13 protein-coding genes are annotated in these 12717 nt (G+C 69.3%); 8 read left to right on the top strand and 5 right to left on the bottom strand.

The genetic code is table 11. The features are described from left to right. Window positions 1–131: 131 nt before the first annotated feature. From P2T62_RS15305 to P2T62_RS15315, 3 genes are all read left to right on the top strand, one after another. A complete protein-coding gene (locus P2T62_RS15305) occupies window positions 132–785 on the top strand; it encodes an AIM24 family protein (protein WP_276261629.1) in 654 nt (217 codons plus the stop codon). Between the two features lie 319 nt (window positions 786–1104). After that, window positions 1105–2190: a sensor histidine kinase gene (locus P2T62_RS15310; RefSeq protein ID WP_276257938.1), complete on the top strand. Its 1086-nt coding sequence runs from the start codon at window positions 1105–1107 to the stop codon at window positions 2188–2190. A 28-nt stretch (window positions 2191–2218) separates the two neighbouring features. After that, window positions 2219–3820, top strand: coding sequence for a bacterio-opsin activator domain-containing protein (locus tag P2T62_RS15315; RefSeq protein ID WP_276257939.1), 1602 nt, complete (start codon window positions 2219–2221; stop codon window positions 3818–3820). Between the two features lie 11 nt (window positions 3821–3831). Here P2T62_RS15315 and P2T62_RS15320 read toward each other — a convergent pair whose 3' ends face one another. Continuing rightward, window positions 3832–4407 carry a response regulator transcription factor gene (locus tag P2T62_RS15320; protein WP_276257940.1) on the bottom strand — a complete coding sequence of 192 codons (576 nt, stop codon included), beginning with the start codon at window positions 4405–4407 and terminating at the stop codon, window positions 3832–3834. A 249-nt stretch (window positions 4408–4656) separates the two neighbouring features. Between P2T62_RS15320 and P2T62_RS15325 the strand changes: the two genes are divergently transcribed. Together P2T62_RS15325 and P2T62_RS15330 are read left to right on the top strand one after the other, a co-directional pair. Then, a complete protein-coding gene (locus P2T62_RS15325) occupies window positions 4657–5058 on the top strand; it encodes an ArsR/SmtB family transcription factor (protein WP_276257941.1) in 402 nt (133 codons plus the stop codon). A gap of 9 nt (window positions 5059–5067) precedes the next feature. After that, window positions 5068–5226: a hypothetical protein gene (locus P2T62_RS15330; protein ID WP_276257942.1), complete on the top strand. Its 159-nt coding sequence runs from the start codon at window positions 5068–5070 to the stop codon at window positions 5224–5226. A 42-nt stretch (window positions 5227–5268) separates the two neighbouring features. On the opposite strand, the gene P2T62_RS15335 is transcribed toward P2T62_RS15330, so the two are convergent. From P2T62_RS15335 to P2T62_RS15345, 3 genes are all read right to left on the bottom strand, one after another. After that, the gene (locus tag P2T62_RS15335) at window positions 5269–5532 is read right to left on the bottom strand and encodes a hypothetical protein (protein WP_276257943.1); all 264 of its coding nucleotides are present in this window, start codon (window positions 5530–5532) and stop codon (window positions 5269–5271) included. Window positions 5533–5697: 165 nt separating this feature from the next. After that, window positions 5698–7788 carry a heme-binding protein gene (locus P2T62_RS15340; RefSeq protein ID WP_276257944.1) on the bottom strand — a complete coding sequence of 697 codons (2091 nt, stop codon included), beginning with the start codon at window positions 7786–7788 and terminating at the stop codon, window positions 5698–5700. Between the two features lie 63 nt (window positions 7789–7851). After that, complete coding sequence (locus tag P2T62_RS15345) at window positions 7852–9939, bottom strand: hypothetical protein (protein WP_276257945.1); 2088 nt, start codon at window positions 9937–9939, stop codon at window positions 7852–7854. 214 nt (window positions 9940–10153) lie between these two features. Between P2T62_RS15345 and P2T62_RS15350 the strand changes: the two genes are divergently transcribed. Then, window positions 10154–10357, top strand: coding sequence for a hypothetical protein (locus P2T62_RS15350; protein ID WP_276257946.1), 204 nt, complete (start codon window positions 10154–10156; stop codon window positions 10355–10357). 91 nt (window positions 10358–10448) lie between these two features. Here the strand turns inward: P2T62_RS15350 and P2T62_RS15355 are convergent, their stop codons facing one another. Further along, complete coding sequence (locus P2T62_RS15355; RefSeq protein ID WP_276257947.1) at window positions 10449–10658, bottom strand: cold-shock protein; 210 nt, start codon at window positions 10656–10658, stop codon at window positions 10449–10451. A 164-nt stretch (window positions 10659–10822) separates the two neighbouring features. Between P2T62_RS15355 and P2T62_RS15360 the strand changes: the two genes are divergently transcribed. Both P2T62_RS15360 and P2T62_RS15365 read left to right on the top strand, forming a co-directional pair. Next, window positions 10823–11092 carry a DUF7571 family protein gene (locus P2T62_RS15360; protein WP_276257948.1) on the top strand — a complete coding sequence of 90 codons (270 nt, stop codon included), beginning with the start codon at window positions 10823–10825 and terminating at the stop codon, window positions 11090–11092. A gap of 223 nt (window positions 11093–11315) precedes the next feature. After that, the gene (locus P2T62_RS15365) at window positions 11316–12581 is read left to right on the top strand and encodes a COG1470 family protein (RefSeq protein ID WP_276257949.1); all 1266 of its coding nucleotides are present in this window, start codon (window positions 11316–11318) and stop codon (window positions 12579–12581) included. Window positions 12582–12717: the final 136 nt, after the last annotated feature.

Consider the following 12717-nt stretch of genomic DNA (forward strand, 5'->3'; position numbering starts at 1 on the left):
CGCGCGGCCTCCCGGGCATCGGGACTCCCCGAAGTAGGTCCGCCGCTCGTCTCGCGCTCCGAGACACCCCGCCCGGGTTCTTGTCCCGTGGTGCCCACGTGTCGATGGAGCCGCCCTGGCTCCGTGACATGATGGACATCGATCAGTTCAAATCCCAGCACCTCCCGACGGAGTCGGACGAGACGTTCCAGCGTGAGAACAGCTACACCCTCGACGCCGCTGTCGACGGCGCCGTGATGGCGAAGGCCGGGTCGATGGTCGCCTACACCGGCGACCTCTCGTTCACCGGCCAGTCCTCTGCTGAAGGTGGCATCACCGGGTTCCTCAAGGAGGCCGCCACCGGGGAGGGGACGCCGGTGATGGAAATCGAGGGCGAGGGACACGCCTACCTCGCGGACAACGAGAAGAAGGTCCAGATCCTCCAGCTCGACGCCGGTGACGCCATCACGGTCAACGGCGAGGACGTGCTGGCGTTCGAGTCGGGGCTCTCCTACGAGATCAGCACCATCGACAGCCTGGCCGGCTCGTTCGCCGGCGGGTTCACCAACGTCTACCTGGAGGGCCCCGGTCACGTCGCCATCACCACCCACGGCGACCCCATCGTGTTCGAGCCGCCGGTCGCGACCGACCCGAGCGCGACCGTCGCCTGGAGCGGGGCCTCACCCGACGTGGAGGTCAACTCCAGCCTGTCGGACATGGTCGGCCAGGAGTCCGGCGAGCGCTTCCAGATGAACTTCGCGGGCGAGGACGGGTTCGTCGTCGTCCAGCCGTACGAGGAGCACTGACAACCACGGGGAAGCCTGTCCGCGTGCCCTCCGCACCGCCGTGGGCCGCTCTCCCGAGCTCCGCGGCGGTGCGGTCCCGACGCTGTCCCGCCGTGAGCCGCCCCAGGGGTGACGCCGCCCCCGATGATGACCCAACACGTTGATACCCCATCCCATACACCCACTCTGCACTACTAGAGCGGGGGGCTATGGGCTCCCCGAAGCAACCAGAGACACATGGATCCGAGTACAGCCCGAGACGACCCACGCCGGCCGACACCCCCCTGTGCGGGTGCCCAGCGCGGGAACACCAGCTGTGGACGGGAGCCCGGTGGTCATCATGGGGGATGACCGGGCGTCACCCGGGGGTGCCGACCCCTCGACGGTCCCCATCGAATCGATACCCGCGCCCGTCGTCGGATACGACATCGAGGACGGGGAGCCGTCGATCACGGAGACGAACAGCGCCTTCGAGTCCACGTTCGACACGGGAGCGACGGGAACAGTCATCCGGAGGTGGCTCCGGACCGTCGGGACTGGCGACGTGCCGGTGGAAGAGGTGTGCTCGCGGCTCGCCGACGGTGATCGCGTCGACACCGAGCTACGGCTCCAGGAGGGCGACGACCGGGGCAACGAGCGGTGGTACCGGCTCCGGACGCTCGGCCCGGCCGACGGGGAGGCCGGCCACGTGCTACTGACGGAGGGGTCGCCGTGCCGCGACGGCATCGAGGCCGACCGGCTCGCGAGCGTCATCAGCCACGACCTCCGGAACCCGCTCGACGTCGCGACCGCACACCTCCGTGCGGCACGGGAGACCGGCGAGGAGGAGCATCTCGACCAGCTCGAGCGGTCGCACGACCGGATGGAGCGGATCATCCAGGACGTGCTCACGCTCGCCCGGGGGGAGAACGCACTCAACGTCGTCCCGGCGGTCGATATCGAGACCGTCGCCACCGAGGCGTGGGCGACCGTCGACACGGAGACGGCCTCGCTCACGCTCTCGGGCGATCTGCCGACGATCGAGGCCGACCCCGACCGGCTGCAGCGGCTGTTCGAGAACCTGTTCCGGAACAGTATCGAACATGGTTCGACGGGCAGCCGGACGGGGTCCGGCGACGGCGTGGAGCACGGTTCGCCGAACAGTCGGCCGGAGGCCGACGACGGGACGGGCGAGGGGGGCGTCCAGGTCCGTGTCGGGCCCACGGAGGACGGGTTCTTCGTGGCCGACGACGGCCCCGGCGTCCCCGCCGAGGAGCGTTCGCGTGTGTTCGACCCGGGCTTCAGCTCGCACGGGTCGAGAGACGGGACGGGACTCGGGCTGCCCATCGTCGAGCGGATCGTGACGGCCCACGACTGGTCCGTGTCGGTCACGAGCGGCCCGCTCGGCGGCGCACGGTTCGAGTTCCACGAGGTGCGATCGACGTGACGACAGCGACGAACGGACACGACCACTCATGGACAACCGACTGGAACAGGCCCCGATAGGGGTCATCGAGACGACGACGGAGGGGGCGGTCGTGGCGGTCAACGAGGCCGCCGCGACGATGATCGAGACCGCACCCGGGGCGCTGCGCGGGACCGATCTCCGGGACCGGTTCCCCCGGTCGGCGGCCGGCACCCTCCGCGATATGTTCGAGGGCGGGGCAGTCTCGCGGTCGTTCGAGGAGTACTATCCGGAGCTCGATCGGTGGCTCGCGGTCGACGTCCAGGTGGGTGAGACGGTACTGGTGTACGTCCGCGACCGCACCGAGTCCCACGAGAGCGAACAGCAGGTCGAGCGACTGGAGCGGCGTCTGGAGCGGATCGAGCGCATCAACACGCTCGTCGTGACGGTGCTGCAACAGGTCATCGGCGCGTCGGATCGAGGGGACATCGGCCGGATGGTCTGTGAGGAGCTGGGCGGGACGGACCTGTACCGGTTCGTCTGGGTCGGCGAGCGGGAGTTCCCCGACGGGCGGCTTCGGCCCCTCGCTGCCGCAGGAGACGCCCCCGACCTGCACGACCGGATCGACGAGACACTGGACGAGGGGCAGGCACTGCCCGAACGGATGGCCGTCGAGAGCGGGGAGACGCGACTCGTCGGTTCGATCGCCGAGGACGATGCCGTCACGCGGGCCGTCCGCCGGGCGGCGTTCGGGCACGGCCTCCGGTCGTGTCTCGCGGTCCCGCTCGCGTACCAGGGAACGGTGTACGGCGTCGTGTCGGTGTACTCCGACCGCGAGGAGGGGTTCAGCGAGCAGGAGCGGGTCGGTCTCGAGACGCTCGGGCGGATCGCCGGGTTCGCGGTCAGGGCGCTGCGTCAGGAGGATCTGCTGGTGGCAGACACCGTCACCGAGGTGACCCTCGCGGTCCGCGACGAGACGATTCCGTTCGTCGAGGTCGCCCGGGAGGCTGACTGTCGGCTGTCGCTGGACGGGGCGGTCCCCCGCGGCGACGGGACGGTCGTCTGCTACCTCGGGACCGGCGACGGCGAGAGCGATGACGGCGGCGACGACGAGGACGGGGTGGACCTCGCGGAGACGCTACGCGCCCACCCGGCCGTCACCGGTGTCAGGTCGATCCGGTCGGAGGGGGAGCCGCTGGTGCAGGTGACCGTCGACGGCGAGATGCCGGTCACTGCTCTGGTCGCCTGGGGTGCGACGGTCCGGTCGGCCGAGTACACCGCGGAGTCGGCCCGGCTCGTCGCCGAGGCACCACCCGAGGACGATATCCGTCGGATGGTCGAGGCCGTCGACGGCGTGGCCGTCGAGACCACCCTCGTGTCGAAGGAGGAGCGCACCCGGACGGCCGACACGGCCGAGGCGTTCCACGACGCGCTCGCCGAGCGGTTGACCGACAGGCAGCGGACGGTCCTGCGGACCGCCCATCTGTCGGACTACTTCACCTCGCCACGCGGGAGTACGTCGGAGGAGGTGGCCGACACCCTGGATATCGCGGGGTCGACGATGCTGTACCACCTCCGACGTGCGCAGCAGGAACTGGTCGATGCCTTCTTCGAGGCCGACGGGGAGCCCGCCACGACCGACGAGGAGCCTTCCGCCCCGGACGACCACTGACCGGTCGCCGGCTACCGGTCGAGCTCGGAGAACGACGAGAGTAGCTCCTCGGCCTCGGGGAGCAGGCTCCCGACCCGCTCCTCGAGCTCCACGAGGCGCCCCTCGAGGTCGGCGAGTCGCTCGCTGTCCGCGGTCTCCTCCGGCAGCAGCTCCGCAGTGAGAACCGCCCGCTTCGACTCGAGTCGGAAATACTCCCCCAGCAGCTCGTACGCGAGCACCCGACACTGCTGATCCACGACGGTACGGAGGTCCTCGCGCTCGACCGGTTTCGAGAGGTAATCGTCGAACGGCATGTCCAGTACGCCCAGGTCAGGGTCGATGGCCGTCACCATGATCACCCGGGTCCGGAGCTCCCGTTCCCGGAGGCGCTCGAGTACCTCGTCCCCCGACAGCCCCGGCATGTGTCGGTCGAGCAGCACCACGTCCGGCGGGCGCCCCTCGTCGACGACATCGAGTGCCTCCTCACCGCCGTACGCGACGGTCACGTCGGCGACGTCCTCGAGCCGGAGCGCGTAGGCGTCCGCGACACGCTTCTCGTCGTCGACCATCAGCACGGTCGGCTGCGTCACCTGCATCTCCTCGCCCATTCTGTCGCCCGATACGGACCCAGCCTAGAAATATCCCCGGCCACGAGAGGTACAGTCCACCGTCGGCCGCTTCGGGACCGCAGTACCTGCCGTGCGCCTGTTCCCGGACCGACGGCCACGGGACGATGGCTCGGCGTCCCGGCGTCGTCGTCCCGCCCGGTCTCTGCATTACTAGAGCCGAGGGAGGCCGGCAGTTCCGCATGGTAGCATCGGATTACAGGGAGCCCTGGTGGGTTGCTATGGACGAAGATGCGAGACGATGGCCCTCCATTCCACCGAGCGAGCGAGACCACGGGGCGGATTTCCGACCCCGAGACGGCGGTCGACGCCGACGAGCTCCTGTCACTCCTCGGTGACGAGTACGCCCGCGAGATACTCTCCACTCTCGGGGATCAATCGTTGCCGGCCCGGGAGATCGTTGACCGGTCGAGCGTGTCGCGCCCGACGGTGTATCGCCGCCTCGACCGGCTGGAGGAAGCAGGACTGGTCGAGACGACGATGAGCCTCCATCCGGACGGCCACCACCGGAAGGAGTTCCGGATCGTCGTCGACGCGGTCGAGTTACGACCCAAGGACGACACCCTGGTCACCCATGCCGAGCATCAAACGGCCGGCAACCCGGAGGAACGCCTCGCCCACGCCTCGGACTGACCCGTCGCCATGAACGGCTCCAGGGTCGTCGACGTGGCCTGCCCGCCAGGACTGGTCCTCGCCACCCTCGGCGCCGGCCCGGGATTCTGCGAGACGGGGGCGCTCCCCTCCGAGATCGACGACGGGACGACGGCGACGATCGAGCTGTCGGAGCTGGACGCGGCGTGACGGGACGGAGATACGTCACCCCCGCGAGCGACGGACCGAGCACTACGGGGCCTCCTCGAACAGGCCCGGGACGACGAAGGCCACCCCGAGAACCAGAACGGCGAGGGCCAGCAACAGGGCCGGGCCGAGCCCCGGATCGAGCCCCAGGGCTCGCGCGAGACCGGTCGCGACCGGCTCCGTCTCCGACTCGATTTCAGGACCCACGATGCCGGTCGCGCCGACACCGATGGCCGCGGTGATGAGGGCCGGCGGGCCGCCTGCCCTGATAATCCGACGCGGGTTGTTGTCGGGGGACTGCCCGGACATACCCGCACACGTGGGACGCGGTGGGAAATGCGATATGGCTGCGTCTCCTCCCCTGAGACAGCGGGTCCATCCCCGTCGGGAGTCGTGTCCCGCCGTCGGAATCGGGCGACACAGCGTCCGTCGAGTGTGCCCGGAGCCCCGGCAGAGGCGTCTGCCGAGACCCCCCTAGGCCAGGAAGACGTGTCGCGGGCGGTCGGCCAACACCTCGCGGCCCCACTCCACGGTGTCGCGGAAGGCGTCCGAGCGGAAGAACGTCATCGCGTCCTCGCGCGAGCGCCACTGGCTCGCGATGAACATATCGTTCTCGTCCTCGCGGTTGACCATCAGGTCCGTGTCGAAGTGCCCCTCCATGTCGGCGAGCATCCCACCCACGTCGGCGAAGGTGTCGACGAACTCCTCGCGGTAGTCCGGCTCGACGGTGTAGAACATCCCCATCGTCCCGAAGCCGGACTCCTCGCCGGCCCGCTCGACGATGCCCGGGAGCTCGGCCAGGAAGCCGCTCGCGGTGTCGGCGGCGTCGGCGGTCTCCCAGATGCTGACCACGGCGGTCCGGTCGCCGGTCCCCGCGCCGGCGTCGCCGGCCTCGCCGGGCGCGCCACGTGCGTCGTAGAGCGCGGTCTTGACGTGCGTGTCGTAGTGGTCGAACCGCTCGCGCATCCCGAACACCTCGTCGGCGAGTTCCTCGGCGTCGGCCTCGGAGTAGAGCACGACCGCGTAGACGTCCTCGCCGTGGGGCTGCCCGGCGTAGACGTCGAGGTCCCGGAGCTCCTCGCGGAGCGACTGGGTCTCCTCGTCGTCGGTCCCGGCGGTGCCGTCCTCGCCGGCCCCGTCGTCCGCCTCGTCGCTCGGCGTCGCGTTCGCTTCGGTCTCCTCGGCGTTCTCGCCGCCCGGGAGCGGCCCGCCGACGCCGCGCTCGACCTCCATGAGGTCCCCGAGGAAGCCGCTCGCGGTGTCGGCGGCGCGCTGGTTCGCCCACAGGCTGATGATGGCCGAGCGGCCCTGGTCCGCCCGTACGGTAGTGAGGACGTGCGTGTCGTAGTGGTCGAAGTTGCCCCGCAGCCCATCGACCTCCGCCATCATCTCCTCGGCGTCGGCACTGGAGTAGAAGACGAGCCCGTAGCCCGCCTCCAGGTGGTTCTCGACCGGGACGCCGAGACTCCGGATCTCGCGCTCGATGGCCTCCGTGTCGATCTCGTCGTGGGGCGCCTCGTCCGGCGTCCCCGGCCGGCCGCCGCCGGTGTCGGGGTGGTCGTCTCCCGACGCGTCGCCCTCGCCATCGGCGTCACCAGCCGCCGCGTGGGGGTGGCCGCCGTCGTCGCTCGCCTCGCCGTGGGGGGAATCCCCATCCTCCCCGTGGGCGTGGCTGGGCGCCGCCGTGTCGTCACCGTGTGCGTGCGCGGTCCCGGTCGTGCCCGCGCTCGCGCCCGCCTGTCCCGCGTCAACGCTCTCCCCATCGCTCGGGACGGCCTCGCCTGCGAACAGCGCGGGCAGGTCCGTCGGCGGGAAGCGCTGGCCGAAGTAGAACGTCCCGAACTCCGCGTAGCGCGAGGAGGAGGGATCGAACCGCATCTCGTACAGCAGTTTCTTGATCTGGGTGGGATCGTCGCTGAACAGCGTGACGCCCCACTCGTGGTCGTCGAGGCCGACGCTCCCGCTGATGATCTGCGTGACCTTCCCGGCGTACTCGCGGCCGATGTCGCCGTGCGCGCTCATCAGGTCCGCGCGCTCGTCGAACGGGAGGTCGTACCAGTTGTGGTCCGGGCCGCGGCGCTTGTCCATCGGGTAGAAGCAGACGTGGTCGCGGTCGGGGATGTCGGGATAGATGCGCTGTTGCATGTAGCGGCGCATCCCCTCGTCCTCGACGTTCTCCAGGCCCGCGTCGAGGTCGTCGTGCATATAGCCCGAGACCTCGGTCACGGAGAGGTACGAGTCGACCTGCTCGGTGTAGCCGCCGAGCGCGGTCCGCTCGAACGCGCGCTCGGCACGGTCCAGCGCCTCCGGCGTCGGGCGGAGGTGCAGTACCATGAAGTCGGCCTTGTGCCCGACGACGGAGAAGACGGCCGTGCCGCCCTCCTCGCCATCGATGTCGGCGAGGGCGGCGTGCTGTTCGAGGTAGTCGATTCCCTCGTCGAGCGCCGTGTGGCGCTCGCGCTCGGGTGCGTCGCGCCATGCGTCCCAGTCCACGCTGCGCAGGTCGTGGAGTACGTACCAGCCCTCCTCCGTCGGGGGGGCCCGACGACGTTCGGCGTCGCTCATACGCGCCCTTGTCCCCCGGTGGTCAGGGGTCTTGCGGTTCCGGGTTCGCGGGTCGGGGACCGGTCAGGGGACGCGTCGGCACAGGAGCCAGCCCAGCGAGAGGACGGCGACGAGTCCACTCACGAGCCCGAGCCCCGGCCCGGACGCGGCCGTCCCGGTGGTCCCACCGGACTCGGCGGACCCGGCAGACTCGGTCTCCGGCGCCTGCGTCGGTGACGGCTGTTCGTAGCGAACCGTCAGCTGCGTCGAATGGGTCTCGTCCCCGGCCTGGACCCGGACCTCGTGGGTGACATCCCCGGCCGTCGACGGCGGGTCGAGCACGAATCGGGCCTGCCCGGATTCGTTCGTCGTGCGCCGCTCGTCGCCCAGTTCGACCGTCGCGTTCGCGACCGGGTCCCCGCCGAGTTCGGAGAGTCTCACCACGACGGCGTCGTCGCTCGTCGAGGCCGTCACGGTGAGGGACTCGTCGAGGCCATCGTACTCGCGGACGACGGTCCGCCCGTCGACGCGTGTGAAGATGAACAGGTCGCCGTCCCTGACACGCACCGAATCAATCGTCTCGTTCGCGGCGAGCGTGACCGGGAGCCGACCGACGACAGCCTCCCGGGCGGGGTCGTAGACGGTGTAGTTCCCGGTGACGCGGCCGAACGTCGCGGCCCGGTCACGGGAGAGGTTGGACGCGAACTGTGGGACGAGCAACAGGCCGTCCTCCGTCGCACGGAACCGGGAGACGCGTCCCGGCGCGAACGGGAGTTCAGCGACCGTCTCGTTGGTTCGCAGGTCGACGACCTGGGCCATCGATTCCGAATCCGACGTGGCCGAGTACAGGGCCACCGGCGATGCGATCACAGCGTGCTCCTGGCTCGCCGCGACACGGTATCCGAGTTCCCGATTCAACGCCTCGTGACGACCCACCGAGATGCGTTGTGCCGCAATCGTCCGGGTTTCGGTGTTCACGACCCGGACGCCCCGAGTCTGATACCTCCCGAGGCGGCTCTCACCCGCCATCTTCACGACGACGTACTCCCCGTCGGGAGTGACCGAGTGGACGGTCTCGAACTCACCGAACACCCGCTCCCCGTCGACTTCGGTGTTGTACGTGCTCTGCTGGTCACCGGCGTACAGCGACGTCGCGTTCCCGGTCGTCAGGTTGATCCAGCGGTGGTGCATGACGAGCCGGTCATCGTGGCGGGTCAGCCGTCCACCGGGTCGGTCGCGGCGCCACTCCTCCGCGGCGGTCGTGACGTTGTATGCGACGAGGTCACCCCCGAGGATGACGACCGTCCCCGACCCCGTCCCGTCGAAGACCTGCGTCGGCCCGGCGCCCGCCGGCGCGAAGTACGTCAGGTCCTCGTTCAATGGGTCCCAGACCGGCCAGTCCGGGGCCCCGATGCGGTAGCGGAGGCGGTCGGGCTCCCGGTCGGTGACGCCGATAGCCCCACGGAAGACGATGGGATAGCCGACCTTCGCGGGGAGCGCGGAGTACGTGACCGCGCGGGCGTTCGTCGAGACGTGCGTGTCGTTCGCCCGGAAGCGCTCGGGGTCACCCGGCGGCGCATCGACGTGACTGGTCCAGTTCTCGATGCCGAGCAGGAGCTCCGAGTTCCGGGTCATCACGTAGTACCGGTCGGCGGTGGCGACGGCCGAGGGATTCGTCGCCGTGAACCGCTCCACGGGGTGGCCCTCAAGCGGTGTCCGGGGGTCGGTGAGCCAGCGCCGCGTCGACACGTCGTAGATCATCGGGCCGTAGGTCGTCCCGATGGCGATGGTCCCGCGGTCGGTGTACCGGGCCTGCTCTCTCACTGGGAGGATGTAGTCGGGGTGGGACGGAAACACCAGGTCACGCTGCAGGAAGGTCCGGCCGTTCGGCCGTGGAATCGCATGGAGCGTGTCGTTGGTGGCGTCGTAGTAGAAGAGTCGATTCCCGGTCACGCGATAGAACGCAGCCGCATCGTTCGGCGACGCCTGCCAGTCCCGGAGTGCCGTCCGGTCGACCGACGCCGTCGTGTGACTCGTATCGAGCGCGACCGGTTCGTCGACGGTGACAGCAACCGGCGAGGGGGGCTGAGCGGACTGTTGGCCGCCAGCGATAGCCGGAACGGGCAGCATCAGGACGATACAGACGAGTACCAGCCAGTAGCGACCCCCCATTTCGGCGGCGTTTCGGGGAATGGCCGCAAATAGTTTGTTCTCGAGCGGTTCGCCGAAGGGCTTCGACGCTGGTCCGTTGGTTCGGACGGTCGGGCCACACCTCTGCAGAGACGGGGGACCGTTGGCAGACTCCCTGCGACCCGGCACCGATCATCGCGACGGGAGCCGCCGACCGTACCATAGCTCCAAATGGTTCCAGCCCCAAGCGACCCACATGCTCCGTCGCATCCTGGCCCGGCTGACCGGGCACGGTGACGACGATGTCGAGGTCGAGGACTCCCGCTTCGTCCCCTCCGAACTCGATGTCTCGGTCCGGGAGGCCCACGGCTCCGGACGCGCCGAGGCCGAGCGCGAGCTGGCCAGCATCGAGGCACAGGCGGAACTGCTTGAGGAAGGCGAGAGCGGGCACGAACGCTGAGCTCGCTCGGTGGTGTGAAAGAACGGGAACTGCGAACGGTCACTCCCATCGCGCGGTGCGGTGGGGGCCGTCGGTACTGTCTGCGAAGGAGTTACTCGATGCGAACGAGGTTCGCGGCGCGCGGGCCCTTCGGGGACGACTCGATGTCGAACTCGACCTCCTGGCCCTCCTGCAGGTCCTCACCGCCAACGTCGTCCATGTGGAAGAAGACGTCCTCGTCGTCGTCCAGGTCGCCGTCGTCCGTAGAGATGAAGCCGTAACCGCCAGTGTCGTTGAAGAAATCAACTTTTCCGGTTGCCATTGCGAATAGATGTAACGTGGTGTCGGGGATAACCCTTCCGAGGGTCGAGGTACCACGACCCCCGACGGGGCGTCCGGTGCGACGGGGGTCGACTGCTGGCCTGCACACATCGCCGTAGGGCACAGGGCTATGTGTGCCGGTCCCATGGGGTGAGACGCATCGCCATGAAACCGTGTCAGAACTGTCAGGCGGTCATCGACGAGTATATCCTCGACAAACAACTCGAACCCCTGCGCGACCTCACGGTCGACGATTTCAACGTCTGCGCGGACTGCACGACGGTCGTTGCTGATGCGTGCGTGGAGTGCGGCGGTGCGGTGTACGTCCCCCGGAACATGGGCGGGACGCCGGACTACTGCCCGGCGTGCCGGTCCGACCTCATCGGTCGGACGGGTGAGGACCCCGGCTGGCACTGTGACCCCTTGTCCTCCTGAACGACGGTCCGGGCGGCCATATTTTGCTCGCAGGATAGTGCCCGCGCAGCCCTCGCTACCCGGAGACCGCCGTTCGTCCGAGAGGGCTGACACCGTCCACGCCGTTCGTGAACACGGCCCAAACTGAACCGACTGTTTGTGCTTTCGCCGCTTTGAATAATTGTTCAACCCACGAGGCGAGTGACGGTTCCATCGGCCCTCCAGGCCCGAGAACCCGCTACGCATGAAACTACGCAACCTCCTCACGGTCGCGCTGGTGGCGCTTCTGGTCGCGCCAGCAGCGGCGGCCTACGCACCGGTGGACAGCACGCCCGCACAGCAGGGCGAACCAGCAGCGCTCGCGACGGACGGCGCCGCGAACGATGATGCCGCGGCGGCCTCCCAGGAGCGCAACTACACGCGCCTCTACATCGAAGAGGGCTACCGCAGCAGCGAGGTCAAGCCCGGCGAGTCGACGACGTTCAATGTCACGGTCGGCAACAGCGAGGACGAGACGGTCGAACTCGACCCGCACGTCGTCCTCCCGCAGGTCAGGGGCCGCCCGCTCGCGAAGAGCTGGGTCAGCATCGAGAGCGCGGACACGACGCTCGAGGCCGGCGAGGAGCGCACGTTCACGGTGACCGTGGCGGTCCCCTCGGATGCCGATCTCGGCGAGTACCGCGCGCTGGTCGCGTTCACGAACGAGACCGTCACCTACCGCCCGGGCCAGCCGGAGCGGCCGGTCCACGCGGCGACCATCAACGTCGACGTGTTCAAGGAGCCGACGGTCCGGATCAGTAGCGACCGGTACTACCACACCCAGGTCCAGGCCGGCGACGACTACACCTACGAGATCGAGATCGAGAACACCGGCGAGCAGGCGGTGCCGGTGAACCCGACGCTGGAGACCCAGGACACCCGGCGTCGCTACCACGGCTCGGAGCAGACCGTCGAGCGCTCGTGGTTCGAGATCGACGCGCCCAGCGAGGTCGCACCCGGCGAGACCGCGACCGTGAGCGTGACCGTCAGCCCGCCCGAGTCGGCGAGCGTCGGTGACTACAACGCCGAGATCGACCTCGGCCTGCAGGACCCGGCCCGACCGGACCGGGGCGACTACTGGCAGCGCGTCGACCTGCGCTTCCAGGTCTGGGCACAGCCGGACGACCCCTTCGAGACCTCCTTCGATGTCAGCGAGGAGGCCGAGAGCGCATCGCTGACGCTGTCGACGGCGAGTCCCCACAACGACCGACCGGCCAGCTTCGACGTGAGCTTCGTCGCGCCGAACGGCACGGTGGTCGATGCCGAGCGGGTCCGCGTCTCGAACGACGGCCACGTCAGCCTCGGTGAGGACCGCCCGCGCGGCGAGAGCCAGGGTCCCTACACCAGCCGCGGCAGTCAGCAGGAGTTCGTCTACCGCATCGACGACCCGGCCGCGGGCCAGTGGACCGCCCGGATCATGCCCGAGAACGCGGTCGACTTCCGCTACGAGATCACCCGCGACGAGGACTGAGCCTCCGACCGCGGTCTCCGTTCCCGTTCCCCTTCTTTTCCGCGCCCGTCGCTTCCGAGCGCCGAGCCCCGGTCGCGACGGCGACCGGAAAGACCGAGGGTCGTCGCCGGCCACGTCCGGGTATGCGACGCCCGAG

Source organism: Haloglomus litoreum (assembly GCF_029338515.1).
In the GTDB taxonomy this organism is placed as follows: domain Archaea; phylum Halobacteriota; class Halobacteria; order Halobacteriales; family Haloarculaceae; genus Haloglomus; species Haloglomus litoreum.

Bases quoted from the DNA above. Each gene is read 5' to 3' on its own strand.
- P2T62_RS15365 (WP_276257949.1), top strand. From the start codon at position 11,316: ATGAAACTACGCAACCTCCTCACGGTCGCGCTGGTGGCGCTTCTGGTC.
- P2T62_RS15315 (WP_276257939.1), top strand. From the start codon at position 2,219: ATGGACAACCGACTGGAACAGGCCCCGATAGGGGTCATCGAGACGACG.
- P2T62_RS15325 (WP_276257941.1), top strand. From the start codon at position 4,657: ATGCGAGACGATGGCCCTCCATTCCACCGAGCGAGCGAGACCACGGGG.
- P2T62_RS15345 (WP_276257945.1), bottom strand. From the start codon at position 9,939: ATGGGGGGTCGCTACTGGCTGGTACTCGTCTGTATCGTCCTGATGCTG.
- P2T62_RS15305 (WP_276261629.1), top strand. From the start codon at position 132: ATGGACATCGATCAGTTCAAATCCCAGCACCTCCCGACGGAGTCGGAC.
- P2T62_RS15340 (WP_276257944.1), bottom strand. From the start codon at position 7,788: ATGAGCGACGCCGAACGTCGTCGGGCCCCCCCGACGGAGGAGGGCTGG.
- P2T62_RS15310 (WP_276257938.1), top strand. From the start codon at position 1,105: ATGGGGGATGACCGGGCGTCACCCGGGGGTGCCGACCCCTCGACGGTC.
- P2T62_RS15335 (WP_276257943.1), bottom strand. From the start codon at position 5,532: ATGTCCGGGCAGTCCCCCGACAACAACCCGCGTCGGATTATCAGGGCA.
- P2T62_RS15350 (WP_276257946.1), top strand. From the start codon at position 10,154: ATGCTCCGTCGCATCCTGGCCCGGCTGACCGGGCACGGTGACGACGAT.
- P2T62_RS15360 (WP_276257948.1), top strand. From the start codon at position 10,823: ATGAAACCGTGTCAGAACTGTCAGGCGGTCATCGACGAGTATATCCTC.
- P2T62_RS15355 (WP_276257947.1), bottom strand. From the start codon at position 10,658: ATGGCAACCGGAAAAGTTGATTTCTTCAACGACACTGGCGGTTACGGC.
- P2T62_RS15330 (WP_276257942.1), top strand. From the start codon at position 5,068: ATGAACGGCTCCAGGGTCGTCGACGTGGCCTGCCCGCCAGGACTGGTC.
- P2T62_RS15320 (WP_276257940.1), bottom strand. From the start codon at position 4,407: ATGGGCGAGGAGATGCAGGTGACGCAGCCGACCGTGCTGATGGTCGAC.